The sequence below is a fragment of the Sinosporangium siamense genome (assembly GCF_016863435.1).
Lineage (GTDB): Bacteria > Actinomycetota > Actinomycetes > Streptosporangiales > Streptosporangiaceae > Sinosporangium > Sinosporangium siamense.
Genome location: NZ_BOOW01000020.1, coordinates 248,965 through 274,288, shown reverse-complemented (window position 1 = coordinate 274,288; position 25,324 = coordinate 248,965). Strand labels below are relative to the sequence as shown.

Annotated in this window: 19 protein-coding genes; 12 read left to right on the top strand and 7 right to left on the bottom strand. The window is 69.0% G+C overall.

The genetic code is table 11. From position 1 onward, the window contains the following. The first annotated feature begins 75 nt into the window (after positions 1-75). The gene (locus tag Ssi02_RS16575; RefSeq protein WP_239128967.1) at positions 76-681 is read left to right on the top strand and encodes a DUF1707 SHOCT-like domain-containing protein; all 606 of its coding nucleotides are present in this window, start codon (positions 76-78) and stop codon (positions 679-681) included. Between the two features lie 56 nt (positions 682-737). Here the strand turns inward: Ssi02_RS16575 and glpX are convergent, their stop codons facing one another. Next, a complete protein-coding gene (gene glpX / locus Ssi02_RS16570; RefSeq protein ID WP_204026647.1) occupies positions 738-1,772 on the bottom strand; it encodes a class II fructose-bisphosphatase in 1,035 nt (344 codons plus the stop codon). A gap of 95 nt (positions 1,773-1,867) precedes the next feature. On the opposite strand from glpX, the gene Ssi02_RS16565 reads away from it, so the two are divergent. Both Ssi02_RS16565 and Ssi02_RS16560 read left to right on the top strand, forming a co-directional pair. Further along, positions 1,868-2,479: a TetR/AcrR family transcriptional regulator gene (locus Ssi02_RS16565; RefSeq protein WP_204026420.1), complete on the top strand. Its 612-nt coding sequence runs from the start codon at positions 1,868-1,870 to the stop codon at positions 2,477-2,479. Between the two features lie 130 nt (positions 2,480-2,609). Beyond that, positions 2,610-3,143 carry a DUF4245 domain-containing protein gene (locus tag Ssi02_RS16560; RefSeq protein ID WP_204026419.1) on the top strand — a complete coding sequence of 178 codons (534 nt, stop codon included), beginning with the start codon at positions 2,610-2,612 and terminating at the stop codon, positions 3,141-3,143. Positions 3,144-3,237: 94 nt separating this feature from the next. Here Ssi02_RS16560 and Ssi02_RS16555 read toward each other — a convergent pair whose 3' ends face one another. The 3 genes from Ssi02_RS16555 to Ssi02_RS16545 all read right to left on the bottom strand — a co-directional run bounded on the left by Ssi02_RS16555 (position 3,238) and on the right by Ssi02_RS16545 (position 6,607). Beyond that, positions 3,238-3,486 carry an exodeoxyribonuclease VII small subunit gene (locus Ssi02_RS16555; protein WP_204026418.1) on the bottom strand — a complete coding sequence of 83 codons (249 nt, stop codon included), beginning with the start codon at positions 3,484-3,486 and terminating at the stop codon, positions 3,238-3,240. A gap of 323 nt (positions 3,487-3,809) precedes the next feature. Next, positions 3,810-5,030 (bottom strand): exodeoxyribonuclease VII large subunit, encoded by a 1,221-nt coding sequence (gene xseA / locus Ssi02_RS16550; RefSeq protein ID WP_204026416.1) that lies wholly within the window; start codon positions 5,028-5,030, stop codon positions 3,810-3,812. Positions 5,031-5,056: 26 nt separating this feature from the next. Beyond that, positions 5,057-6,607 (bottom strand): DUF8129 domain-containing protein, encoded by a 1,551-nt coding sequence (locus Ssi02_RS16545; RefSeq protein WP_204026415.1) that lies wholly within the window; start codon positions 6,605-6,607, stop codon positions 5,057-5,059. Positions 6,608-6,719: 112 nt separating this feature from the next. Between Ssi02_RS16545 and Ssi02_RS16540 the strand changes: the two genes are divergently transcribed. Next, positions 6,720-7,685 carry a 4-hydroxy-3-methylbut-2-enyl diphosphate reductase gene (locus Ssi02_RS16540; protein WP_204026414.1) on the top strand — a complete coding sequence of 322 codons (966 nt, stop codon included), beginning with the start codon at positions 6,720-6,722 and terminating at the stop codon, positions 7,683-7,685. A gap of 429 nt (positions 7,686-8,114) precedes the next feature. Here the strand turns inward: Ssi02_RS16540 and Ssi02_RS16535 are convergent, their stop codons facing one another. Further along, positions 8,115-8,777 carry a DUF6542 domain-containing protein gene (locus Ssi02_RS16535; RefSeq protein ID WP_204026413.1) on the bottom strand — a complete coding sequence of 221 codons (663 nt, stop codon included), beginning with the start codon at positions 8,775-8,777 and terminating at the stop codon, positions 8,115-8,117. A gap of 61 nt (positions 8,778-8,838) precedes the next feature. Next, on the bottom strand, positions 8,839-10,140 hold the full coding sequence (locus Ssi02_RS16530; RefSeq protein WP_204026412.1) for a DNA recombination protein RmuC: 1,302 nt from the start codon (positions 10,138-10,140) through the stop codon (positions 8,839-8,841). A 116-nt stretch (positions 10,141-10,256) separates the two neighbouring features. Here Ssi02_RS16530 and Ssi02_RS16525 point away from each other — a divergent pair, with 116 nt between their 5' ends. Both Ssi02_RS16525 and ychF read left to right on the top strand, forming a co-directional pair. Then, positions 10,257-11,039: a hypothetical protein gene (locus Ssi02_RS16525; protein ID WP_204026411.1), complete on the top strand. Its 783-nt coding sequence runs from the start codon at positions 10,257-10,259 to the stop codon at positions 11,037-11,039. 51 nt (positions 11,040-11,090) lie between these two features. After that, positions 11,091-12,179 (top strand): redox-regulated ATPase YchF, encoded by a 1,089-nt coding sequence (gene ychF, locus Ssi02_RS16520; protein WP_204026410.1) that lies wholly within the window; start codon positions 11,091-11,093, stop codon positions 12,177-12,179. Positions 12,180-12,281: 102 nt separating this feature from the next. On the opposite strand, the gene Ssi02_RS16515 is transcribed toward ychF, so the two are convergent. Beyond that, positions 12,282-13,250: a zinc-dependent alcohol dehydrogenase family protein gene (locus Ssi02_RS16515; protein WP_239128965.1), complete on the bottom strand. Its 969-nt coding sequence runs from the start codon at positions 13,248-13,250 to the stop codon at positions 12,282-12,284. 241 nt (positions 13,251-13,491) lie between these two features. Here Ssi02_RS16515 and Ssi02_RS16510 point away from each other — a divergent pair, with 241 nt between their 5' ends. From Ssi02_RS16510 to Ssi02_RS39310, 6 genes are all read left to right on the top strand, one after another. Beyond that, the gene (locus Ssi02_RS16510) at positions 13,492-14,580 is read left to right on the top strand and encodes a helix-turn-helix domain-containing protein (RefSeq protein ID WP_239128964.1); all 1,089 of its coding nucleotides are present in this window, start codon (positions 13,492-13,494) and stop codon (positions 14,578-14,580) included. A gap of 975 nt (positions 14,581-15,555) precedes the next feature. Next, positions 15,556-16,374, top strand: coding sequence for a conjugal transfer protein (locus tag Ssi02_RS16505; RefSeq protein WP_239128963.1), 819 nt, complete (start codon positions 15,556-15,558; stop codon positions 16,372-16,374). A gap of 211 nt (positions 16,375-16,585) precedes the next feature. Next, complete coding sequence (locus tag Ssi02_RS16500) at positions 16,586-16,888, top strand: hypothetical protein (RefSeq protein WP_239128962.1); 303 nt, start codon at positions 16,586-16,588, stop codon at positions 16,886-16,888. Positions 16,889-16,941: 53 nt separating this feature from the next. Then, entirely contained in the window at positions 16,942-20,286 is a 3,345-nt protein-coding gene (locus Ssi02_RS39315; RefSeq protein ID WP_204026404.1) for a TcpE family conjugal transfer membrane protein, read from the top strand. A 61-nt stretch (positions 20,287-20,347) separates the two neighbouring features. Then, positions 20,348-22,837, top strand: a complete 2,490-nt coding sequence (locus Ssi02_RS16490; protein ID WP_204026403.1) for an ATP-binding protein — start codon at positions 20,348-20,350, stop codon at positions 22,835-22,837. Continuing rightward, positions 22,837-25,323: a type IV secretion system protein gene (locus Ssi02_RS39310; protein ID WP_204026402.1), complete on the top strand. Its 2,487-nt coding sequence runs from the start codon at positions 22,837-22,839 to the stop codon at positions 25,321-25,323. Before Ssi02_RS16490 ends, Ssi02_RS39310 begins: the two co-directional genes overlap by 1 nt. The last annotated feature ends 1 nt before the right edge of the window (position 25,324 follow it).

Sequence of the window (25,324 nt, the reverse complement as noted above, 5' to 3'; positions counted from 1 at the left end):
GAACTCCACGACGTTTTCTCCGCCCCGGCGTTCTACTCTCGTAGAGTGGATGGTTTTCTGCAGGGGCGTGGCTTCGTGCCCTCTTTCTCCGGCGGCGCGCCGCGTCCCGACCAGTTGCGCGCGGCCGACTCCGACCGGGAGCTGATCGTGACCGTCCTCCGCGACTCCACGGCGGACGGGCGGCTCACCATGCGCGAGTTCGAGGAACGCACCGAGCTCGCCTTCCGCGCCCGCACCCTCGGCGAGCTCAACCGGCTCGTCGCCGACCTGCTGCCGCCCGAGTCGCAGCCGCTGCGCACCGACACGCGGCCTGCCATGGCGTTCTTCCGGTCCGAGCGCAAGGAGGGCCGCTGGATCGTCCCGCCGCACTATTCCGCGACCGCCATCTGCGCCAACGTCACCCTCGACCTGCGGGAGGCGGTGCTCCAGACCGACCACATCCGCGTCCAGGTCACGATCCTCGGTGGCTCGCTCACGTTGCTCGTGCCGAAGGGGGTGCGGGTCATCATGCCGGCTTCCGCCGTACTCGGCAGCAAGAAGAGCAACGTCAAGACCGGCGACGCGGGCGACGCGCCGACCATCGAGATCGCGGGGTTCATCGCGATGGGGTCGATCCATGCGAAGACCCCGAAGACCCCGAGGCCGCCGGGAGGTTGGCGGCTGCGCCGCCTGTTGCGGTGATGATCCCGGCGGGGGTGGTTCGCGGCGGACCGGCGGCCTGGGGGAAGCCGGGAACGTCAGATCGCGCTGTCGAAGTTGATCGCGCTGTAGGCCCTTAGCTTGGTGAGCTGATGCTCGCTCTTGATGTGCCGGATCGTGCCCGACCGGCCCCTCATGACCAGCGAATTGGTGACCGCGTTGCCACCGCGGAACCGCACGCCCTCCATCAGCTCGCCCTCGGTGATGCCCGTCGCCGCGAAGAACACGTCGTCGGACGTCACGAGGTCGTCGGTGGTGAGCACCCGGTCCAGCTCAAGCCCGGCGTCGAGGGCGCGGCGGCGCTCGTCGTCGTTCTGCGGCCACAGGCGGCCCTGGATCACACCGCCCAGGCACTTGAGCGCACACGCGGCGATGATGCCCTCCGGCGTGCCGCCGATGCCGAGCATCAGATCCACACCGGTGCCCGCCCGGGCGGCCATGATCGCGCCCGCGACGTCGCCGTCGGTGATGAACTTGATGCGCGCCCCGGTGTTCCTGATCTCCTTCACGATCGACTCGTGGCGCGGCCGGTCGAGGATCACCACCGTCACGTCGGACGGCGAAGCACCCTTGGCCCGCGCCACCGCCCGCACGTTGTCGGCCACCGGCGCCTCGATGTCCACCGCGTCGGCGGCCTCCGGGCCGGTCACCAGCTTCTCCATGTAGAAGACCGCGGACGGGTCGTACATGGAGCCGCGCTCACTCACGGCGATCACAGAAATGGCGTTCGTCATGCCCATCGCCGTCAAGCGGGTGCCGTCGATCGGGTCGACCGCCACATCGCACTCCGGACCACTGCCGTCGCCGATGCGCTCACCGTTGAAGAGCATGGGCGCGTTGTCCTTCTCGCCCTCACCGATCACCACAACGCCGTTCATGGACACCGTGTTGATCAACTGGCGCATGGCGTTGACGGCCGCGCCGTCGGCGCCGTTCTTGTCACCCCGGCCCACCCACCGGGCCGCGGCCATCGCCGCCGCCTCGGTGACACGCACAAGCTCAAGAGCCAGGTTGCGATCGGGCGCGCGGGCGCCTGTAGCGAGGGCGGCTGGAACAGAGGTCTGATCGTACATTTGATCGGACATGGTTACGGACCCCTCTCATGGACTACTGCCACGATCGTAGTCAGCCCCCTTTCACCGATCTGAGGGAGGATAATGTGCCCACCATGAGCAGTGACGCGGGACGGTCGGTGACAGGCGTGACAGTTCGCACCTCTGAGCGGGGCGCGGCTACACGCACCGCGCTCTTGGAAGCGGCGCGGGAGATCTTCGTCACGAACGGTTTCGCCGAGGCTGGAGTGACCGATGTGGTCGCCCGGGCGGGAGCCAGCGTCGGAAGTCTTTACCATCACTTTTCCGGCAAAGCCGATCTCTACTTGACGCTGTTCGAAGAGTTTCAGGCCCGCCAGACCCAGCGCACCAAGCAGGCCGTGCACACCGCACGCGCCGCCGGTGAGAGCGACCCGATGCGGCAGTTCATCGCCGGCGCCCGCGCCTACCTCGAGGGCTGCCTCGCCGAACGCGACCTCGCCGCACTCTTCCTGCGCGGCGACGGTCCCCCTGGCTTCGAGGTCACCATGCGCGACCGCATGCGGCAGTGGGCCAAGCGCAACGCGGCGCTGTTCGAGGGGGACGAGGGGGCGCTGGTGGTCGTCATCACCGGAGCCCTGGCCGCCGCCACCTCGGAGGTGGTGCTGATGGGGGACGAGGAGACGGCGCGCAAGATGGCGGAGGACATCCTCGCCATCATCGGGCAGATCCGGCGCCCAGGGGCGTGATGTCCGTCGGTCATGTTCGATCTACGGCTTTCTGGATCGAATTTGCCGTCGGAGGTCTCGTCGCAGGTGAGGCGCCCGATCCGCCGCCCGGGGGGCCGACCGGGCCTGTGAGCGGGTAATCTCGGCATTCGTGCAGCGCTTCACCCAGGGATTTTACGGATACGTCGTCGCCGTCGCCGTGTGCTTCGGCCTGGTCGGCATTTTCCTGCTCATCGCGCCACAGAGCCGTGAGGAGCACATCCCCCGGGTCGACTACTCGATGGACATCGCCAACCTGGGCCGCGCCGCCCCCTACACCGTGTGGGCCCCGTCGGCGCCCACCGCCAACTGGGTGCCGACCAGCTCCCGGATGACCACCGAGAAGGGCACCCACACCTGGCGCCTCGGCTTCGCCACCGCCAAGAGGGCCCACGCCATGCTGGTGCAGAGCGACGAGAAGCCGGCCGACAAGTTCGCGAGCCGCCTGGCCAACAGCGAGGCCGTCGTCGGCAAACGCGACATCGCCGGTGCCACTTGGGAAGAGCGCTTCCGCAAGGACAAGGACCAGCGCAGCCTCGTGCGTTTCCTGCCCGACGCGACCCTGATTGTCACGGGCACGGCGGACTGGGACGAGCTCAGCACGCTGGCGGCATCCCTCAAGCAGCAACCCAAACCCACTACATAGCCGGCCGTTTGGCCCGCTCAGTGTGAGTCGAACCCGCGAAGACGGGCAGCCACACGGGCGGAAGTGGTCACGTGGGGGCAGAAGGACGGGGGCGTCAGAAGGGGGAGTCGCCCTCTTCCTCGTCCTCTGACAAGTCCGACCTGCGCGCCATGGCCGCCGCCAGCTTCACCCGGGCGCCCTGGAGCCACTCCTCGCACACCGCCGCGAGCCGCTCCCCCCGCTCCCACAGCTCGATCGACTGCTCCAGCGTGAGCCCACCCGCCTCAAGCCGGCGGACCACGTCGGCCAGCTCTTCTCGCGCCTTCTCGTAGGAGGGCGTCGCCGCCTCTTCTGCTGCTGCCACACACCCACCCTAGGCCCTGACGCCCCTCCGGGAGACGCACCCGCCAAGGTCCGGAGCCGGGTCGCACACCCGGGGTACGGCGAAGCACACGCGAGCGGGCGCCCTCACGAGGTGACCTTGGCCGGCGGAGGGGCGGTGCCGGTTTCCGCGACGCTCCTGCGAGGGGGTGCTTGTACGGCGAAGCCCACACGACCTTCGCGGCGGCCGGCTGTGACGAGGCCAATGGTGCGAGGGTGGCGGCGGGTCATATGTGCGACGGCACGCTCGCGAGAAGACCTTGAGCCAGGGCGGCGCGGGCGGGCCATGGGGGCTTCTGCCGTAATTCAGCTGGAAGGTTCGGGGTCGGCTTCGGCGCGGACCGGCAGGCGGCCGTCGGTGAAGCGGAGGGTGAGGGGGTCGCCTGGGGCGACGTCGGCGGCGTGGCGGATGACCTCGCCGTCGGGGCGCTGGGCGATGGCGTAGCCGCGTTCGAGGGTGGCGGCGGGTGACAGGGCGATGAGGCGGGCGCGGATGTGCTGGAGGTCGTCCCCGGCGCGGTCGAGGGAGCCGCTGAGGCAGCGGCGGGCGCGGTCGCGGAGCTGGTCGGTCTGCTCGGCGCGGCGTTCGATCTCGCGGACGGGGTCGGCGAGGGAGGGGCGGGAGCGCATGGAGGCGAGCCAGGCGCGTTCGCGCTCGACCCAGCCGCCGACTACGCGCCGCCCACGATCACGAAGCTGGCGGATCAGCACGAGCTGCTCGCCGACATCGGGGACGACCTTCTTGGCCGCGTCCGTGGGAGTCGAGGCCCGGAGATCGGCCACGAGGTCCAGGATCGGGCTGTCCTGCTCATGGCCGATCGCGCTCACGACCGGGGTGCGGCAGGCCGCGACGGTGCGCACAAGCGACTCGTCCGAGAACGGAAGAAGATCCTCAAGCGACCCCCCACCCCGCGCCACGATGATCACGTCGATGTCGCGGTCGGCGTCGAGCTTGCGGAGCGCCTCGGTGACTTCGCCCACGGCGTATGGCCCCTGTACGGCCACCTGCTCGACCTTGAACCGCACCGCCGGCCAGCGGCGCCGCGCGTTCTCCAGCACGTCGCGCTCGGCCGCCGAGTCGCGGCCGCAGATCAGCCCGATGGCGCCGGGAAGGAACGGCAGCCGCCGCTTGCGATCGGCGTTGAACAACCCTTCGGACGCGAGGAGCCGCCGGAGCCGCTCCAGCCGGGCGAGCAGCTCACCCACCCCGACCGGCCGGATCTCCAACGCCGTGAACGCGAACGACCCACGGTTGACCCAGAAGTCGGGTTTGGCGTGGACCACCACTCTGGCCCCGTCCACCGGACGGGGCACGCTGGCCTCATAGACACCCCGAGGGCATGTGACCCGCGCCGACACGTTGGCGACCGGGTCGCGCAACGTCACGAACACCGTGCCGCCGCGAGCGGTCAGCTCGGTGATCTGCCCTTCCACCCAGACTGTGCCGAGCTTGCCGATCCACCCGGCCACCATCTGAAGCACCGTGCGGACCGGCAACGGCTGTTCCGGCGAGGTTTTCGCGCTCATGGGGGGAGCCTATGGGGCGCGGCGGACTATTCTCCGGCTTCCAGCTTGGCGAGCCGGTTTTCGTACATCTTCACGACGGCCTCCCGATCGGTCGTCGCCCGCTCGTAGGCGAGCAGCGCCTGGATCTGCTCGACCGACTGGCTGCGCAACCGCCCCCGGAGGGAGGCGATCGTCAGGTCGGCGTATCCGGGCATCGGCTCGGCCGGTACGGCGGGAGCCGCGGCGGCGTCCGCCGCCTGGGCGGTGTCGTTCACGGTGTCGGCCGTGGCCTGAGCGGCCGTGCCGGTGGCGCTCACGGCCTCCTCGGCCTGCGTGGGAGCCGCGGCGGGCGTCGCCTCCTCAACCTCGGGAGCTGCGGCCTCGGGAGCGGCGGTGGCGGCCTTCCCGGGGGCACGCGTCTTCGGAGCGGTGTCCGTGGCGGCCTTGCGGGTGCTGGCGCGCTTCTTGGGCGCGGCAGGTGCCTCGGCGGCGGCCTCGACTGTTTCCGCTGCGGGCTTGGCCGTGGTCTTACGGGTGGCGCGCTTCTTGGCCGGGGCCTCGGCGGCGGCCTCAACCGTCTCCTCAGCGGGCTTCGCCGCAGCCTTCCCGGGCGCACGCTTCTTGGGCGCGGCGGGAGCCTCCACGGCGGCCTCAGCGGTCTCCACGGTGGCCTCCGCGGGTGCCGCGGACGTCTCCTCGGCGGTCTTCCTGGGCGCACGCTTCTTGGGCGCCTCGGCGGCGGGCTCGGCGGCCTTGGCCGTGGTCTTGCGGGTGGTGGTGCGCTTCTTGGGCGCGGCCGGTGCCTCCACGGTGGCCTCGGCGGTCTCCACGGTGGCCTCCGCGGGTGCCGCGGCCGTCGTCTCGTCCGCGGGCTTCGTGGAGGTCTTCCTGGTCGCGCGCTTCTTGGTCGCCTCGGCGACGGTCTCGCCGTCCTTGACAGCCTTTTCCGCCTCGTCCGCCTTTTCGGCTTCGCCGTCCTTGGCGGCCTCGGGCGTGCTGGGAATGGTCGTGGCCGTGACGGCGGTGGACACCTCGGCGGCCCCCTTGGTCCCTGCCCCGTTGGCCCCATTAGCGCCGTTGGCTCCGTTGGGCTGTGCCAGCTCGGGCTCGGCTGCGACCGGCTCGGCGGCCTTGGCGGGCTTGAAGATGACCGGCTCGGGGCGGCTCGCCGGAGCGCCGTTGGAGTCGGGGCCGCCGCCCTCCGGCGTGCGCGGAGCGAAGATCACCGGTGCGCGGCGGGCGGGCTCAGAACCCTCCGCCTCCTTGGCGTCGGTCTTGGCGCCTTCGGCGGTGTCCGCGGACGTGTCCTTCTTGGCCTGCTCTTCCTCTTCCTCCTGCCCCGCTATGCGCTTGAGCGTCGAGCGGACGACGCGGTCGCCGAGCAGGATCGCCTCTTCGACTCCGGTCGTGACGGTCTGGATCACCTGGGCGGGCAGGTCGGCGGGGGACTCCTTGGTGTCCTGCGGTGCCTGCGTCGCCGTGGTGTCATCGGGCTTGGCGGCCTTCTCGGCCTCTTTCGTGTCCTTGGACTCCTCTCGACCTGAGAGGGCGTCGCGGAAGGACTTTGCGATGGAACGGACGAAGTCCGTAAGTGACATGCCGACTCCCTGGGAGGTCAGGTATTGGATGTTAAGTCTGGCAAGACTGAATGGCTCCGAGTGCGTGGCCGCGCGCGTGGTGCCCTTCGTCGTTCCACGTAGCATAGGAAACATGACTGCTGCGGTGACCCCGACGACCCGACGCGTTCTCGTCGCGAAGCCTCGAGGCTATTGCGCAGGAGTGGACCGGGCGGTCCTCGCCGTCGAACAGGCGCTCGAACGTTATGGAGCGCCGATCTATGTGCGCAAGCAGATTGTGCACAACACCCACGTGGTCAAGACCCTCGAAGCCAAGGGTGCGATCTTCGTGGAAGAGACCGCTGAAGTGCCAGAAGGCGCGATCGTGGTGTTCTCCGCCCACGGCGTGTCGCCCGCCGTGCACCAGGAGGCGGCCGACCGCAGGCTGCGCACCATCGACGCGACCTGTCCACTCGTCACCAAGGTCCACAAGGAGGCAAAAAGGTTTGCCTCCAATGACTACGACATCCTGCTGATCGGTCACGAAGGCCACGAAGAGGTGGAAGGCACCGCCGGCGAGGCCCCGGAGCACATCCAGCTCGTCGACGGCCTCGAAGGCGTGCAGGGGGTGCAGGTCCGCGACCCCAACCGTGTGGTGTGGTTGTCCCAGACCACCCTGTCCGTCGACGAGACCATCGAAACGGTCGACAGACTGCGGGAGCGTTTCCCCAACCTCATGAACCCGCCCAGCGACGACATCTGCTACGCCACCCAAAACCGGCAGGTCGCCGTGAAGGAGATCGCCCAGGAGTCCGAGCTCTTCCTCGTGGTCGGCTCCGACAACTCCTCCAACTCCAAGCGCATGGTCGAGGTAGCCTTGGCCGCCGGCGCCAAGGCCGCCTACCTGGTCGACGACGCGAGCTTCATCCGCGACGAGTGGTTCGAGGCCGTCACCACCGTCGGCCTCAGCAGCGGCGCCTCAGTCCCCGAGGAACTGGTCCAAGGCGTCCTCACCCACCTGGCCGCCCGCGGCTACACCGACGTGACCGAGGTGGAGTCCATGGCCGAAAAAGTCCACTTCGCCCTCCCCCACGAACTCCGCCGCGACCTCCGCTCCTAACCCCCACACCCCTCCGGCCCGGCGCACCCCGCCGGGCCTCCTCATTTCCCCCACCCTCGCTGGTCGGCCAGAGCGGAGCGGGCCGGCCTGCTTTGCAGGGTCTCTCGCCCGTCGCGGTGCTCGGACAGGACCGGGCAGGATGCTCAGGGCTCGCCGCGAGTCCCCAGCCTCCCCGCTCCCGCCTCCCAGCTATGTCCGTCTATCTCGTGCTCCGTGGGTCTCGTGCCCTCGTCCCCCTGCAGCCGCTGGTGTGGTGTCAGGCGGTTGGAGTCGGCCGGCCTGCTTTGCGGGGCTTCTCCCCGCAGCGGTACTCGGACAGGACCGGGCAGGTGTTCGAGGCTCGCCGTCGGCTTGTCGGTCCCTCGTCGCCGGGCAATCTGGGGTTCCGCTGTGCCGCGGGCCGGCTGTGGCAGCGTGGTGCCTTGGGGGTCAGGGTTTGGGGGAGTCCGTCTCGCGGGTTGTGCCGTACACCCTGGGTTCGAAGTAGCCCTCTGGTTCGGGCATGAACTCGACCTTGTTGCGGCGTTTGCCCTTGTTGCGGGTGTCCTTGGCCTTTGGAGAGGGAGGTTCTTTGCCGGGCTGCGGACCGGACTGCGGACCGGGCTGGGGGTCGGGGTGCGGGCTGGGCTGAGGGGTGAGCTGGGCGGTAGCTGCAGGGGTTGGGCGGGGGGCTTGGAGTTCGTCGCGGAGGGTGCGGACGTTGTCGCGGAGGCCGCGGCGCCAGGCGACCGCGAGGACTACGGCGGAGCCGGCGAACAGCCAAGGGGCGCCGCTCGACAACGTGGTGAACATGCCGAGGGCGAAGGTCTGGAGCACGGAACCGCTGCCGAGGGCGCGGACGGCCTCGGCGGCCACGGCGGCGACGAGGAACACCAGTGGCGGCGTGACGACGAGCGACAGCAGGTCGCGCCGGTTGAGCAGCAGGACGCCGATCAGGCAGGCGGACACGAACGATATCCCGGTGAGGACGGCCACGCCCGTCCACGACGTGAGGGTGTGCCCGGCCAGCGACACCAGCAGGATGAACACGATGGATCCCCGGGCGGTCAGCTTGACGCGGGCAGGCCGTGCCGGCTGAGTGCCCCCGCTCATCCTGGCCCCCTTCGCCTGTGTCTCGCCGCTTCCATCGTCGCGCACGCCGCGGCGGTGCACGTCATGACGGGTCGCCCGCCAATTTACCGTTGACGCGCGACATCAGAGGTGAGCTTGGGTTCTCTTCCTGAATCAGTTCGGGGGAGGCCAGAGCGCGCGGGAGTTCCTCCACGAGGTTCGGCGTGTCCAGTTTGCTGTCAACGACCCCTAGGTCGTGGAGTTTGCGTGCCGTCACCAGGACTCGGCTTTCAAGTGATCCGACTGTCTTGTTGTAGTTTTCGACGGCGCGGTTGAGTGATCTCCCCAGTTGTTCGACATTGCGGCCGAGGCTGCCGAGGCGTTCGTAGAGTTCCCGCCCGAGTTCGAACACCACGCGTGCGTTGTCGCTGAGCGCGGCCTGCTGCCAGGCGTATTGCGCGGTGCGGAGCATGGTGATCAGCGTGGTCGGGGTGGCGATGTGCACACGCCGGCCCATCGCGTGCTCAAGCAGCGCCGGGTCGCGTTCCAGGGCGGGAGCGAGGAACGCCTCGCCGGGGATGAAGAGCACCACGAACTCAGGGGCCGGGGAGAACGCCTGCCAATACGCCTTCGCCGCGAGCCGGTCGACGTGCTCGCGCACGTGCCTGGCGTGTGCGTCGAGGCGGGCGGACTGCACCTCCGGCTCCCCGGCTTCTGCCGCCTCCAGGTAGGCGGCGAGCGAGACCTTGGAGTCCACGACGATGTTCTTGCCTCCGGCGAGCCGTACGACCATGTCGGGCCGTTGCGTGCCCTCCGCGGTCGCCGCCGTCGCCTGCTCGTCGAAGTCGCAGTGGCGCTGCATGCCGGCGATCTCGGCCACGCGGCGCAGTTGGAGCTCACCCCAGCGGCCCCGCGCCTCCGGTCGCTGCAACGCCCGGACCAGGGCGGTGGTCTGGTCTTTCAGTTCTCCTGCGCTGTGCCGTACGAACTCCATCTGCTTGGCGAGCTCGGCCCGCGCGGCGCGCTGGCCCGACTCGGTGTCGCGGAGCTGGTTCTCGATCTTGTCGAGGGCGGTGCGGAGGGGCTCGATCATGTGCTCGACGGCCTGCCGGCGCTGGTCGAGGTCGCCTGCCGCCTCGGCGCGGGTGGCGGCGAGGCGGGATTCGGCGAGTTCCAGGAACCGGAGGTTGTTGACGTCGAGCGCGCGGGTGGAGATCGCCTGGAAACGGTCGGTGAGCTGCTCCTCGACATATGCGAGTTTCTCCTCGGCGGCCTTGGCGCGGGCCTCGGCTTCGGCGACGCGGGCCGCGGCAGCCGCGCCGTGCGACTTGCCGATCGCGTAGCCGATCGCGAGGCCGGCCGCCAGGCCCACGGCGAGCTGGAAAGCGAGTGCCATGACGTCCACAAGGCGCATGATTTCAGGGCCGATGGGCGCTCGCCTCGCCCGACACGCGTCCGGCATCGACCGGGGATATCGCATTCCGCTTGTGTGCAGCAGGCATTGTCACGCAAGGTGTTGATGTGAACACGGGGAGCGGCTTTCATCCTAGGCCGGCGCTGTCCCTCGGGTTGGCGGTGGCGGTGTCCCTCGCCGTGGTGACCGCGGGCGTCGTCGTGATCGTCACGCGGGTCGTGGAGGAGCAGCGGCGCGGCGGCCAGGCCGCGGCCACGGTCCGCCCGAGTGCCACGTCGTGGGAGGCGGGGGCGTGCGTGCGCCGCGAGCCCGGCACGTTCGTCCTCGCCTCGTGCGCCGGCGCCGCGGGCACGGTGACGCGTGTCGTCGAGGGTTCGCCCGCCCAGTGCCCGCCCAACACCGATGAGTTCGCCGCCGTCCGCGGCAGCCGTACGGCGTGCCTGCGCAACCTGAGCCCCCCGCACCCGGGCGATCCCGGCGGCGGGGGCGGGGTGTTGCGGAGCGGCGACTGCGTGGACGCCGGCGGCGGGGAGCGGCCGTGCACAAGCGGCACGTGGTACGGCAAAGCCCTAGCGGTCACGATAAGTCCGGAAAAATGCCCTTCGGCGACGGTGGAGACGATCGCTGTGGGGCGGGACGCCCTGGTCTGCCTCGGTCCGGGCGGCCGGGTGCTCGGCCGCGGCCACTGCCTGGCCAAGCCCAACGTTCGCCTCGTGGCCAGGTCGGCGCTCCGCAAGGTGGCCTGCACCTCCTCGGACGCGTGGGCGCGGGTGGTGGATTTTGCGGTCTCCCATGAGAAATGTCGGCAAGAATCGGACCACTACCTGCGTGTGAGCGATCACCGCACTCTCCGGCCTGTGACCTGTCTACGCCGATTGTCGGCCCGCTGACACGGTGTCCGGGGAGCGGGCAGTGCGCCCGGCCCTCTAAACTCGGCCTACGTGAGCCTGAGCATCGGCATCGTCGGCCTGCCCAACGTTGGCAAGTCCACGCTTTTCAACGCGCTGACCAAGAGCGGCAACGCCCTCGCGGCGAACTACCCGTTCGCCACCATCGAGCCCAACGTGGGCATCGTCGGTGTTCCCGACGCGCGCCTGGACAAGCTCGCTGAGATCTTTGGCTCCGCCCGGATCCTGCCCGCCAAGGTGGAGTTCGTGGACATCGCCGGCCTCGTCCGGGGAGCGTCAGAAGGGCAGGGGCGCGGCAACCAGTTCCTCGCCAACATCCGCGAGACCGACGCGATCTGCCAGGTCATCCGGGTCTTCAACGACCCCGACGTCACCCACGTCGACGGCGACGTGTCGCCCCAGCGCGACATCGAGACGATCAACACCGAGTTGATCCTCGCCGACCTCCAGACCCTGGAGAAGGCCCTCCCGCGCCTCGCCAAGGAAGCCAAGTTCAACAAGGACCGCAAGTTCGCCCTCGACGCGGCCGAAGCCGCCGTCAAGGTGCTCGACGGCGGCACCACGCTTTACGCCGGCGCCAAGGCCGCCGGCATCGACCCCGCCGACCTGCGCGAGCTTCACCTGCTGACGGCCAAGCCGTTCCTCTACGTCTTCAACCTCGACGCCGACGAACTCGTCGACGCCGACCTGCGCGCCAAACTCTCCGCCATCGTCGCCCCCGCGGAGGCCGTCTTCCTCGACGCCAAGATCGAGTCCGAGCTCGTCGAACTGTCCGACGAGGAGGCGCTGGAGCTCCTCCAGTCCGTCGGCCAGGAGGAGTCCGGCCTGTCGCAGCTCGCCCGCGTCGGCTTCGAGACCCTCGGCCTGCAGACCTACCTCACCGCCGGCCCCAAAGAGGCCCGCGCCTGGACCATCCGCAAGTCCGCCACCGCCCCCGAGGCCGCCGGCGTCATCCACACCGACTTCCAGCGCGGCTTCATCAAGGCCGAGGTCGTCTCCTTCACCGACCTCGTCGAAGCCGGCTCCCTCGCCGCCGCCCGCTCCGCGGGCAAGGCCCGCATCGAGGGCAAGGACTACGTCATGCGCGACGGCGACGTGGTGGAGTTCCGCTTCAACGTGTGACCTGGTCGGGCACGGCGTGAGCGGGGCTTTTGCCGTACTCGAGAGGTGGTCGGGTTCTGGTTCGGGTACGGCGTGAGCCGGGCTTTTGCCGTACTCCGGATGTCAGATCTGTGGCGTGATGACGGTGACGCCGGGCACGGTGCCCATCGTGGAGAGCGCCGTGGGAGCGGCGGCCAGCTCGATGGTCGAGGTGATCAGGCGGTCCGGGCGGAGTGTGCCCGCCTCGATCATGGCCATCATGGGCGGGTAGGCGTGGGCCGCCATGCCGTGGCTGCCGAGGATCTCCAGCTCGTGGGCCAGCACCAGCCCCAGTGGCACCTCGGGGTCGCCCAGGGGCAGCAGACCCACCTGCACATGCCGCCCACGCCGCCGGAGACACCTCACCGAGGCCGCCATGGTGACCGGGCTCCCCAGGGCGTCCAGCGACACGTGAGCCCCACCCCCGGTGGCGTCCCGGATCGCCTCGACCGTCGGGGCGTTCAGGCAGACTGCCGCTCCGAGCTCCCCGGCGAGCACCAGCGCCTCCGGGGACACGTCGATCGCCACCACCCTGGCCCCGCACGCGACCGCGATCATCACCGCGGACAACCCCACCCCGCCGCACCCGTGCACGGCGACCCACTCACCCGGCCGGACCCGCCCCTGAACCACCACCGCCCTGAACGCCGTCGCGAACCGGCACCCAAGACTCGCCGCGGTGCCGTAGGCCATGGTGGCCGGGAGAGCGACAAGATTGACGTCCGCGTGATGAAGCAACACATACTCCGCGAACGACCCCCAGTAGGTGAACCCCGGCTGCTCTTGCCGCTCACACACCTGCTGATCGCCCTGCGCACACATCGCACACCGCCCGCAGGCACTCACAAACGGCACGGTCACCCGATCCCCAGGCTCCCAGTTCCGCACCAACGCCCCCGCGGCCACCACCTCCCCGGCCAGCTCATGCCCCGGCACGTGCGGCACCCGGATGTCGGGATCGTGGCCCATCCACCCGTGCCAGTCACTACGACACAGCCCCGTGGCCTCCACCCTGACCACCACCCCGTCCTCGGTAGGCGCGGGATCAGGCACTTCAACAACCTCAGGCACCTGCCCAAACCGCTCAAACATCACCGCACGCATACCAACACCTCTCCTCTCAAACTGAGAGATTCCCGCTAGCGCTGATTCCTGACCTTGTAGTGGAGAAAGCCGATAGCGAGGGCTCAAGCTGGGTCGCTGTCAGCGCGCGCCCAGGAAAGTTGTGCTCCCGGAACCCCGTAGGTGGAGCGAGCTCGGCCTTCTGGTGCTCCGCACCATCAGGGACAGCCCTGTGTCCTCGCAGGAGACGATGTACGACGGGGTCATCTTGGCGGTTGAGCAAAGTTATCCCGGGTGCGCTGACAGTCTGTCCACTCACTGGCGGGTGTGCGATTATCGCACCATGACCACCCTCGACTGGAGTGAGATCGGGGAAAGGGTCCGTGAAGCGCGGTTGACCATGCGGATGTCGCAAGAGCAGCTTGCGCAGAAAACCGATCTTGATCGAACCATGATCAGCAAGATTGAGGCCGGTTCAAGGCGGCTTGATGCGCTGGAGCTTGTCCGACTGTCCCGTGCGCTTGATATGCCTATGGGGCACTTCCTCAACACGCCGCCGGCGGTGATGTCACATCGCACGCCACTGGCTGAGGACACGGTGACGAACTCTGCCCAGATCTCCTATCGCCTCGACAGTTCACTGGCCGCATGGATTCGTGAGATCGGCATGCTCGTATCACTGGGCACACTCGACCTGAAGCCGATTAAGCGATACCCGCACAAGGTCGACGGGCCCTCGGCCGCGGCGGAGGCTGCCAGATGGCTAAGAGGTGACCTTGGTTTGGGGGCCTCTGCCATAGACTCCATGGCCGGGCTCAGCGAGCGGTGCGGTCAATATGTCCTTGTGACCGATCTTCCGGGGGACGGAGCCTCGGCTGTCGACGGTGATATAGCGGCAGCCGTTGTGAGCCTCAGTGGCCTTCCGGGTCGGCGGCGCAGCACTGCGGCTCACGAACTGGGGCACTTAATACTCGGCGATGAATATTCAACAGATGCAGGAGTCAACGCTTCCCGGTCTGAACGAGAAGCGATGATAGATGCTTTCGCGGCGGAGCTCCTCTTGCCTGTGGAAGTCGTTCGCCGGGCCCGAGAGGCGAATGCGTCGAGCCGATCGATTCTCGTCAGGCTCGCAGCTGAATACCGCACTTCTTGGACTCTTGTTCTGCGACAGGCTCGTGCGGCAGGGTTGATAACCGCAGGCGAAGAAAAAAGCTTCGTCCGAATACGCCGACCTATGCAGAGTTCAGAGACTCCCTGGGATGGACCCCTCTGCCCGACCTCGGCGCCATCCGTGTGCCTCCGAGCTTTGCACACGCCGTAATGGAGGCATATCGACAGGGGCGGATCGCGGGTAACCGAGCCCTGGAGTTGATGCACGGTCAGCTTCAGAGTTTGGCGGATCTGCCCAGGATCGAAGAAGACGATGCTCCATGAGTGTGGCCGGGCAGAGCAACTCGTTGCCCCGGCTCATAGCCGATGCCATGGTCATTCATCATTTCGCCAAGGCGGACCGCCTCGATGTCCTTGGGACTAATGTTGCCACGCTGTACACCACGGCTTGCCGAATGTGTTTTTCGGCCTTGCCTTATAAGGGGCTTCGCCGGTCTGGGGCCGTCAATATGATCACCTTGGTCGGGCGTGGTCGCTCTTCCGCGTCGGGGTCCGGCTGCTGCGGGCTCTTGGAGATCGCCTGACGTGACGCATGGGGTCGGCTCCGCTCCGGAGGGGAGTCGGGTGGGCACGCTGTGTGTGGGGTTTTGGTTGGGGGAAATGTCGTAAACGTGCCCATTTGGGCGGTAAATGCGCTATTGGGTGGGTTGTGGGGGGATGGGCAGAATAGTGTGGCTATCCGGTAAGCGCTCAGTGGCTTCTTGGTAATGGCGACACGGGTTGGCCTGCGGTAATGCGAGCCTGCCGGATGCTGCTCGGAGGTGGGTGGTTCGCTATGTGGACGGTGTTTGCCCCTAGGAGAGGATGCCTGCAGCATGGGCGTGGCTTTCCTGGAACAATTGGCAGGGCCGATAGGGTGATTACTTCACCACGGATCAGCCGGGTCAAGGTGTAGGGCGAGGTCGCGCCAAGCCGGGGGATCGGCGCGAGCGGAGGCGTGATGGCTCGAAGGTCAACTGTCCAGCACGACTCTCGGGTGGCTGGGGACTCTGACCTACCAGCATTTTCAGACTTGTCGGACCTCGACCGGTCGTCCAAGCGAGGCAGAGGCGCCTCGCGCAGGGGCGGTTGGTCCGGTGGCGGCGGGCGATGGTTCGTGTGGGCCGGGCGGGCCGTGTTGTGGGCGTTGATCATCGTAGTGGTGGTCAACGGGGTCCGCGCACCGTTCGAGCGGCTGACCCAGGGGAGCGCCCCCGCCGGGGTGGTGCCAGAGGCGCAGCCGAAGTTCCCGGTGGCGAAGGCCGAGGCGTTCGCCGTTCAGTTCGCTCAGGTCTATCTGAACTTCGATGGGGCAAAGCCCGACGTGCGGGCCGGCCGCCTCGCGGCCTATCTTCCCGATGGGGCTCCGACGCAGTTCGGCTGGGACGGCCTCGGCAAAATGGAGGCCGGTGCCATTCAGCCTTACGAAACGAAGGTTACCGACGACCGCAATGCAGTGGTGGTTCTGCTCTTCCAGTCAGGCAATCGACGCATGATGCTTTCCGTGCCGGTTTTCGCCTCGGGTGGCGGGCTGGTGGTGCCGGAATATCCGGCCGTGCTCCCGGCCCCCGCCAAGGCTGCGTTCCCCTCGCCGCCTGAGGAGAGCAGGGATGAGGCGACGGAAGTAGAGCTGCGTCCTCAGCTTCAAGGCTTCTTCGAGAAATACGCGGAGGGTGATCCTGTCGATCTGCAGCGCTTCGTCGCGGCGGATGTGAGGTTGGAGAGCTTTGACAGTGCCTTCGACTTCGTCTCGCTCGACAAGGTGCATGTGCCCCCGGGAGGCAATGTCCGTAAGGTCCGGGTGGAGGTGACCTGGAGTGTGCCGTCGGCGGGTGCTCAGACGAATCCGGAGGCTCCCGCGGCATCGGAGGGCAAGCTCGAGCAGGCTTACGACCTGATCGTCGAGAAGCAAAGTGACAAGTGGTACATCAAGGAGATCAGCGGTGCTAGCCGGACCCTGGGGTGAGCTGTGAGCCATCGAGCTGTGAGCCACCACTGCCCGGTCGAGTTTTTCCCTCCTTTTCCACGGCGGCACTCGGTTGAGGCGGGCCGGTGCGGCATCCGGCTCTCCTCACCGGAAGGCGATCACCGGGTTCCCCGCCAGGGTGACCGTGTTTCCCGCCGGGGTGAAAGGCGCTCACCGTGGCTGATCGAACCCCCCAGGAGGAGCTGATTTCATGCTGAAGACCGTCTTGATGCAGTCGGTTGACGTGGTCAACGCCGCTGCGGCAGCCGCCTCGCCGACCCCTGTGCCGACGGGCATCAACACCGAGGGGCTGGCCAACCTGCTCCGCAGTGTCTTCGCTCCGCTCTTCCTTGTGATCGTGTCGCTGGTCGCCCTCTTCTTCCTCTTCACACGGGAGATCACGAGATTTGTCCAGTTCATCCTTTTGGCCATCGCGATCGGTGTGATCTTTTATGCGCCCAACATCATCGAGGTGACCGCCAGGGCCATCGCGGGCGCGCTGGGGATCAGGTGATGGTTGAGATCTTCCCAGAGCGGTGATTGAACGAGGGGTGGAGAGGAGGGCGAGTGGATCTCCCCACATATACCAACATCTGGCGAATCGAGAAGCGTCTCTACAAGCTGTACGACCTGCGGCTTCCCATGCCCCTTCCGATCGTCTGGATCGGCGTGTTCGTGGGTGTGCTGGCCCCGTGGTCACTCCTGCTCTGGCTGATCGGCATCAGCTTTGAGGCCCCCTGGCATGTGCTCTACCTTGTGCCGCCGGGAGTCGTCACCTGGCTTTCCACCCGGCCGGTCATCGAAAGCAAGCGCCTCACCGAGCTCATCCAGTCCTACGTCCGCTACTTGAGCGAACCCCGCACCTGGTGCCGCATGACCCCGCTCTCCGAGCCGTCGGAGATCACGCTGACCGGCCGCGTGTGGCGCACCGAGCCGGCCCGCGTGAAGGCCCGTCACGCTCTGGCCAAGGACAAAGCCAAGGACAAGGCCAAGTCGAAGGCCAAGGCCAAGGACAAGGCGAAGACGCCCAAGCGGGAGGCCGCCCCCGCTCCGGGCCGGGTCCGTCCCGCTGTGGCCGCCGCGGCAGCCGCCGCGACCCGGGCCCCCCTGACGGACACGACCTCGTGGACGGCCCCCGCACTGCCGCCCACCTCCGCCAAGGGCAAGGACACCTCCCAGGCCACCGGCGACCTGGTCGCCCACGGCATGCCCCCGGCCACGACCGGCTCCGAGCCCGCACGAGGCGGCCGTAGAAGGCGCGACCCGTGGGCGACACCCGAGAGGACCCGCCGCCCGGCGGACGACCGCACACGGGCACCACGCCACGCGGGAAGCCTCCCGGGCCCGTCGGCGCCACCCGCGCCGGCGACCCCCCAGGGTGTGTACGGCGAAGCCGTGCAAAACCCGGCCCCCGCACTTGAGACGCCGACCCCTGTCGTGCCGGCCGCGAGCCCGGAGACAGTCTCCCTCCCACCGGTCACGGAGATCTCCAAGGCGTCCACGCCATCCGTGCGGCCTGTTGTCCCGGAGGCCTCCTCCCCTCCCACCGCCGTCCCGGTCCTTCCCGAGGCGCTCGCGCCGTCTGCGCTCCCGTCTGTTTCCGAGACGCCCACTCTGTCTGCGCTCCCGTCTGTTTCCGAAGCGCCCGGTCCGTCCGTGCTTCCGACTGTCTCCAAGGTGCCGCCGTCCTCGTCGGCCCCGGACGCGATCCCCGTCCTCCCGACGATCACCCCCGTCGCGGCGGAGGCGACGCCCGGGACGGCGGACGAGTCACAGGCGAACACCGACGCGCCATCACCATCCCCCGCACCCGCCACACGCAAGAGCCCCGGCAAGGGGACATCCGGCGCGCGCAAGCCGACCTTCTCCGACCTGTCCCGAGCACTGGACGCGACACCGAAGGCGACCCCCGCCGAGCCGGCCTCGCCCTCCGGCGAACCCGCCGACGAACCTGCGCACCTCCAAGCGGCGGCAGCCGACGCACCGGTGGCGGCGCGGGCGGCGACGCCTGAAGATCCGGCAGCCGAGTCCCGGCAGACAACCGAGTCCCTGCGGGAAGCCAAGCCGGAAGCCACGCAAGTGGTGACACCCGACAAGCCGGTGGAGGTGGCGGCGTCAGCCGAGGCCGAGCCCCCGGCCGCGGACGTCGCCGTTCCGCACGAGAGCCGCCCGCACAAGGACCGCCCGCACAAGGACCGCCCGCACAAGGACCGCCCGGAGAAGGAGCACCCGACCGACGAGCACCCGACCGACGAGCACCCGACCGACGAGCACTCGGCCGACGAACCCCCGGCCGAGGTCAAGGCGGTCACGGCAACGCACGAGGAGCACCCGGCCGACGAACCTCCGGCCGGGGCTGTCGAAGTGACGCCCGAGGCGCCCACCGCCCCCACGCGACCGGATGCCCCGACCCCCCACGAAGTGCCCGGCACCTTCTCCTACCGCTTCACCGAGCCGGCGGCCTCGCCCGCCGTGGTGGAACCCTTCACCCCCTCCACCGACGCCCAAGGCACCAACACCCCCGAAACCCCCAAACCCGAGACCCCCCACCACCCCACCCCCGCCGCCGCAAGCCACGAGCCCCCCACCAAAGCCGAGCCCCCCGTAAAAACCGAGGCCTCCGGCCAGGCCCCAATAGGAGCCGAAGCCCTGCGAAGGCTCCGACGCCTGGCCGCCACCGCGGACCCCGCCACCCCGGTAGAGGCGGAACGGGCCCCGGTGCCAGTGGAGCTGCCAAGAGCGGTCACCGACAGGTGGACACAGTCCCGCGAAAAGGGCCCGGAGAGTCCACACTCCAACGACCCCAAGGCAACCCGCCGAAACGACCCCGACGAACCCCAAGAGCGGACCGACACACCCGCACTGCCCCCGGTGTCGATCCGGGCCGTCCCGTCGGCCCAGGCCCGCCAGGAGGGCGCCGTGTTGCCCCCGGTCCCGGGGCCGCGGGCGTCGGACGGCGAAGAGGAGCCGCGTACGACGCGTGTCCGCCGGGTCGAGTCCGTGGTGGGCCGCGACCCCTCGGGTGGCTGGCGCCGGTTGGCGCAGGTGGTCATCGGGACCGGCGGCAGCCGTACGGACGGCTCGGAGGTCGACGAGGCGCGGACGCGGGGCGCGTTCGCGGGCAGCCGCCGGATCGTGGTGCTCGGGTGCACGGGCGGTGCGGGGCAGACGACGACGGCGCTCATGCTGGGGCACACGTTCGCCCGTTTCCGGGACGAGCGCATCCTGGCGGTCGACGCGAACACCGGCGCCAACAGCCTCTCCACCAAGATCAAGCCGGAGTCGCCTGAGACGTTGTCGTCGTTGCTGAGCGGCATCGACCAGGTCGGCGGCTACCTGAGTGTGCGCAACTACACCAGCCGGTGCCCTTCGGGGCTTGAGGTGGTGGGGGCGGACACCGACGCGGCCGCGGCGCAGCGCCTGGCGGACCGCACGTTGTTCTCCGATCAGCGCCTGGGCCAGGCGATGGGCGTGCTGGACAACCACTTCAAGCTGATGATCGTGGATCCGGCGGCGGCCCTCGCGGCGCGGGTCCTGCCGTACGCCGATCAGTTGGTGCTGGTCGTGCCGGCGAACGAGGACGCGGCGGAGGCCGTGGCGATGACCTACGAGTGGCTGGACGGCCACGGCAGCGGGGATCTGCGGCGCAGAGCGGTCTTGGTGGTGAACGGCGTGAGTCGCCGCAGCATGCCGGACGTCGAGCAGGCGGAGGCGGTGGCGAGTGGACGCTGCCGGGCGATCGTGCGGGTGCCCTGGGAGGATGACCTTGCCCCGGGTGGCGCGCCGGTGGTCGATCCGGCACGTTTGCGGGCCGCGAGCCGCAGGGCCTATCTCGCGCTCGCGGGCGTCGTGACGGCCGGCTTCGGCGGCCCGCAGAGGGTACGGCACAGCGAGGAGGAAGTGGCGCAGTGAGCCTTATTCGTCCCGTGCACCTCTCCCCAGGTGCAAGTGCGGGAGACACGGTGAATTCTCGGTGAGCAGGGCGTCGCGGGCGCGGAGTCGTCTGGCGGTGCGGTACTTCGACGACCGTGTTCTCCTCACCGACTCCGCAGCATGGGCATATTTCAGACTTCCCACGGTCAGCTATGAGTTTGTCACCCCGGAGGAGAGAGAGGCCCTCGCCACCAATGTGACGATCGCGCTCGCCGCGATCCGCATGACGGACGCGGAGGTGCACCTGCGGGTGGCGCACCGCACCTACCCGGCGGCCGACTGGGCGCTCGCGCTCAACGCGACCTCCGACGAGGGGGCGGGCTGGCGCGACTACCTGGAGGAGATGTACAGCCACGTCTGGGCGAAGGACTTCTGGAGCAAGGAGGTCTACCTCGGCGTGCGCCTAGGCCCGCGCGGCGCGAGAGCCCAGCTCGGCAACGGCGTGTTGTCGCAGTTGTTTGGCTTCTACCAGCGCAGCGAGAAGGCCCTCGGCATCGAGGACGACCACGTGCCGGACAGCGAGATCAGCCGCTGGACCGAGCACGCGGAGCGCCTCGGCCGCGCACTGGCGGGGAGCGCGCTATACGCACGCCACGCGACCTCCAATGAGATCGCCTGGTTGTTCCAGCACGCCGCCACCGGTTCGCTCAGCGATCCGCCGTCGTCGGCGAGCCCGAAGCGCCGGTGGGGCAAGGGCGAGATCGAGACCCTGGTCGAGGGCACGATCCACAACGGCAGGTCGCTGCTCAAGATCGAGCAGCCGGCGGGTGACTCCTTCGTGGCGCACATGTCGTTCGCGCGTTTCCCCGACCTGATGCCGTTCCCCGACGGCGAACCCTGGGTGCACTTCGCCGACCAGCTCCCCTTCCCGGTCGAGCTGTCCTCGCGGATGCGCCTGATCCCCCCGGTGAAGGCCAGCAAGGACGTCGCACGCAAACTCGCCCACGCCCGCGACATGGACATCCACATCCGCGAGGCCGGGGCCGAGGCCCCGATCGCGCTGGCCGAGCAGATCGACGCGGCCCGCATGCTCGAGCACGGCATCACCAAGGAGCGCCTGCCGTTCGTGTACGGCTGGCATCGGCTGAGCGTGACCGCGCCCACGGAGGAGATCTGCATCCAGCGGGTCGAGGCCGTGGTGGAGCACTACCGCGACATCGGCATCGACATCGTGAACTCGACCGGCGACCAGTTCTCGCTGTTCTGCGAGGCGCTGCCGGGCGAGGGGCTGCGCGTCAACGCCTACGCGCAGCGCCAGCCGCTCCGCACGATCGCCGGCGGCATGTCGACGGCCACGGTGGACCTCGGCGACCGCACCGAGGACGGCGGCTCGGGCTGGCTCGGGCCGTACATCGGGGAGACCCTGGGGCGTGCCCGCAGCATCGTGCACTTCGACCCGCTGGTGGCGGCGGCGCGCAACCGGCCGACCGCCATCGCGATCACCGGCGAGCCCGGCGGCGGCAAGACGACGCTGGCGCTGCTGCTGATGTACCAAATGGCCATGCGCGGCGTCACGATCGCGGTGATCGACCCGAAGGGCGACGCGGAGTCCCTGGTCAAGCTCTTGCAGAGCCGGAACCGCAGGGCGCGCATCATCCCGCTGGGGTCGGCCGCGCCGGGGTTGCTAGACCCGTTCTCCTTCGGTGACGACATCGCGACGAAGAAGACGATGGCCACCGAGACACTCCGCCTGCTGCTGCCGCGCATGTCGGAGGAGCGCGAGTCGGCCATGATCCAGGCGGTGGCCGCCGTGTCCAACGGCACCGACCCGTCGCTCGGCAAGGTGGTCGACCACCTGGAGCAGACCGAGGATCCCGCGTCGAAGAACCTCGGCGCGGTGCTGCGTTCGATGTCGGAGATGCATCTCGCCCGGCTCTGCTTCGACGCCTCGGGCGGCGACCAGATCGACACCGAGGGGTGGACGACGGTGTTCACGCTCGGCGGGCTCACGCTGCCCGACGTGTCGACGGGGCGCGACGACTATTCATACGAGCAGCGGCTTTCGGTGGCGCTGCTCTATCTCGTCTCGCAGTTCGCGCGGCGACTCATGAACGGCCTCGACCGGAGGGCGCCGAAGGCGATCTTCCTGGACGAGGCGTGGGCGATCACTTCCACCCCTGAGGGGGCGAAGCTCGTCCCGGAGGTCAGCCGGATGGGCCGTTCGCGGAACACCGCGCTGGTGCTTGTGTCACAGAACGCGGGGGACCTGCTCAACGAGCAGGTGACGAACTGTCTGTCATCGGTGTTCGCGTTCCGGTCGACCGAGCGTGTCGAGGTCGACCACGTGATGTCGCTGCTCGGTGTCGATGCCTCGGAGGAGCACAAAGCGGTGCTCCGTTCCCTGGGTAACGGCGAGTGCATATTTAGGGATCTGGACGGCAGAGCTGGCCGAATTGGCGTAGATCTCATATCGCCTGAGCTGCTCGATTGGCTCGACACGAACCCGACGCACGACAAACCCAGCGACAGCGGGCATGATCTTCACAGGGGTGTGGGTAGGACGGGGTCGGCGGCGCAGGAGGTGCGGTAATGACGGTCCCTCCGCAGGGACGGCGGCGCAAACGCGGACGACTCCGCAAGCGCATCGCTCTCATACTCGTGGCATTTGTCGGCGTTCTGGCGCTGCCGTTGATCCTCGGATCGACGCCCGCAGCCGCCGGACCATGTGATCTTTCCCCTGAGCTCGCTCCAGAGGTCGTGGGCAACAGCATGGACGGTCTGATCCGTCCACCGCTGCCCGACGAATCCAGAGTGCGGGTGGCCGGTGAGGGGCTACCCGCCAACACGGGCACCGGCACAGTCGGTGGCAACCTGCCCGTGCCGGAACCCGCGACCAACTACGAGCGGTACGGCATGAGCGGCATGTTCTGGCACACCTACGAGCTAGGGTGCAGCGACATAGCCGCCGTGATCGGCAACTCGTGGGCCAACGCCATCTTCGAGGGCGCCAAGGCCATCGACCGGCTCACCATCACGACCTATCAGGCGGCCACCACCGAAGGGCCGCTCCAGTCCATCAAGGACATGGTTGACGGTGTCATCACCAACCTCGCCTCGGCGTTGTATTGGCCGTATCTCCGGCCCGTCATCATCCTCGGCGCGGTCTGGCTGGCGTGGTACGGCCTGATCCGCAAACGCGCCACCACAACGACCGAGGGTGTCGTGTGGATGGTGCTCGCGGTGACGGTGGCGGTGTGGTTCCTCAGCCGGCCCGGCGACTTCACCGGCATGGGCAAGGTCGTCACTGACAAGACCGGCGAGGTCATCAACTCGGCCTTCGCCAACCTGCCCGGCGCGAGCGGCACCGCCTGCATGCCCCTGAAGGGGGGCAAGGAGCCCACCGAGGGATACGGCAAAGCCGGCACGTCGGCCGTCGAGCAGAACGCCGACGCGTTGTGGTGCACCCTGGTGGCCAAGCCGTGGCTCGCCGGGTTGCTCGGCACCGCCGACTCCGACTCCAGACTGGTGCAGGAGTTCGGCCACCGGGTGCTCGACGCCCAGGCCATCGACCGGCAGGAGCAAGGGCAGCAGAGTCCCAACAGCAGTGCCCACCAGGCCCGCTACGAGGACGAGGTCGCCAGCAAGCTGCGGGACACGCCGGCCTTCTTCATCTTCCAGGGCAAGGACTGGACCAGCCGGCTCGGCATCTCCATCGGCGCCTTCATGGCCGCGATGGTCGCGGGACTCCTGATCTTCCTGGTGGCGGTGACGCTGCTCGTACTCAAGATCGGATTCCTGCTACTGCTGGTGCTCGGGCCGATCTTCCTGCTCATCGGTGTGCATCCGGGAACCGGGCGCATCATCGCGATGCGCTGGATCGAGATGCTGATCGGCACACTGCTCCGGCAGGCGGTGCTGGCGCTGGTGCTCAGTGTGCTCGTCTACGGCTACATGCTGATCATGTCGACGGCCCTGTCGTGGGGCATGCAGCTGCTGTTCATGGCGCTGATGACGATCGCGGTGTTCTTCTACCGGCGTCCGTTCCAGCACCTGTTCGCCAGGATGGACGGCCACTCGATCGCCACGCGCATGCTGGGTGAGGCGGCCACGTCGCCGATGCTCAGCCGCGCCGCCAACGTGCTGCCTCCCGTCGCGGCGGCCCGCGTCGGGCGCTGGGGCATGCGCAAGGCCGAGCCCCTCGTCCAGGCCGCCGCCATGGGCGGCAGCGCGGGCGCGGCGGCAGGGGCGGTGGCGCAGGGCAGGGTCCGCGGCGAGGACGCCCAGGGCACGACGCCTTCCGGCGCCCGTGTGCCCGTCGGGGTGCAGCCGGCCCCGCTCGACACCGACGCCACAGGCGGCGCCAAGCGTAAGCTCGGCGCGCGGGGCGCGGCGCCCGCCCGCACGGGAGCGGCGCCGCCGCTCAACCTGTCGGGCACACGCCCCGGCCCGGCCAGGTCGGCGGGAGCGTCCGGCCCCTCGGTCGGCACTCCCGGCGGCGGTGGCGGCTCGGGCAGCCCGTCGGGCGGCGCTCTGGGCGGGTGGTTCGGCGGCAGGTCGGCAGGCGGATGGGCGCCCGTGGGCGGCTCGTCGGGCACCTCCTCCCGCGCTCCCCGGTCGGGCTCCTCCGGCTCCAGCGGAGGCGGCGGGGGTGGGGGCCGCGGCGGCGGCCTGTTCGGCGGCTCGGGCGGATCGCGCGCCTCGGGTGGTTCCCGCGGCTCCGGCGGTTCTGGCGGCTCCGGCGGGGCGAGGGTGCCCCGGGCTCGGGGTGAGCGCACGAGCGGCGGTGGCGCGTTGTTCGGCGGTGGATCCTCCGGTTCCTCGTCGGGTTCGCGCGGCTCCGGCGGCGGCAGCCTGTTCGGCGGCGGTTCCAGCCGATCCGGTGGAGGCGGCCGTTCCGGCGGGTCCGGTGGCGGGTCGAACGGGTCACGCCGTTCGGAGGCGCCGCCACTCTGGCTCGGCCGTACCGAATCGTCGTCCGGGCGTGAGGGCGGCAGTGGTCGCAGTGGTGGCGGCGGTGGCGGCGGCGAGCCGCCGGTGCCGTTCTGGCTTCGCCCGTCGAGCTCTGACAGGGACTGAT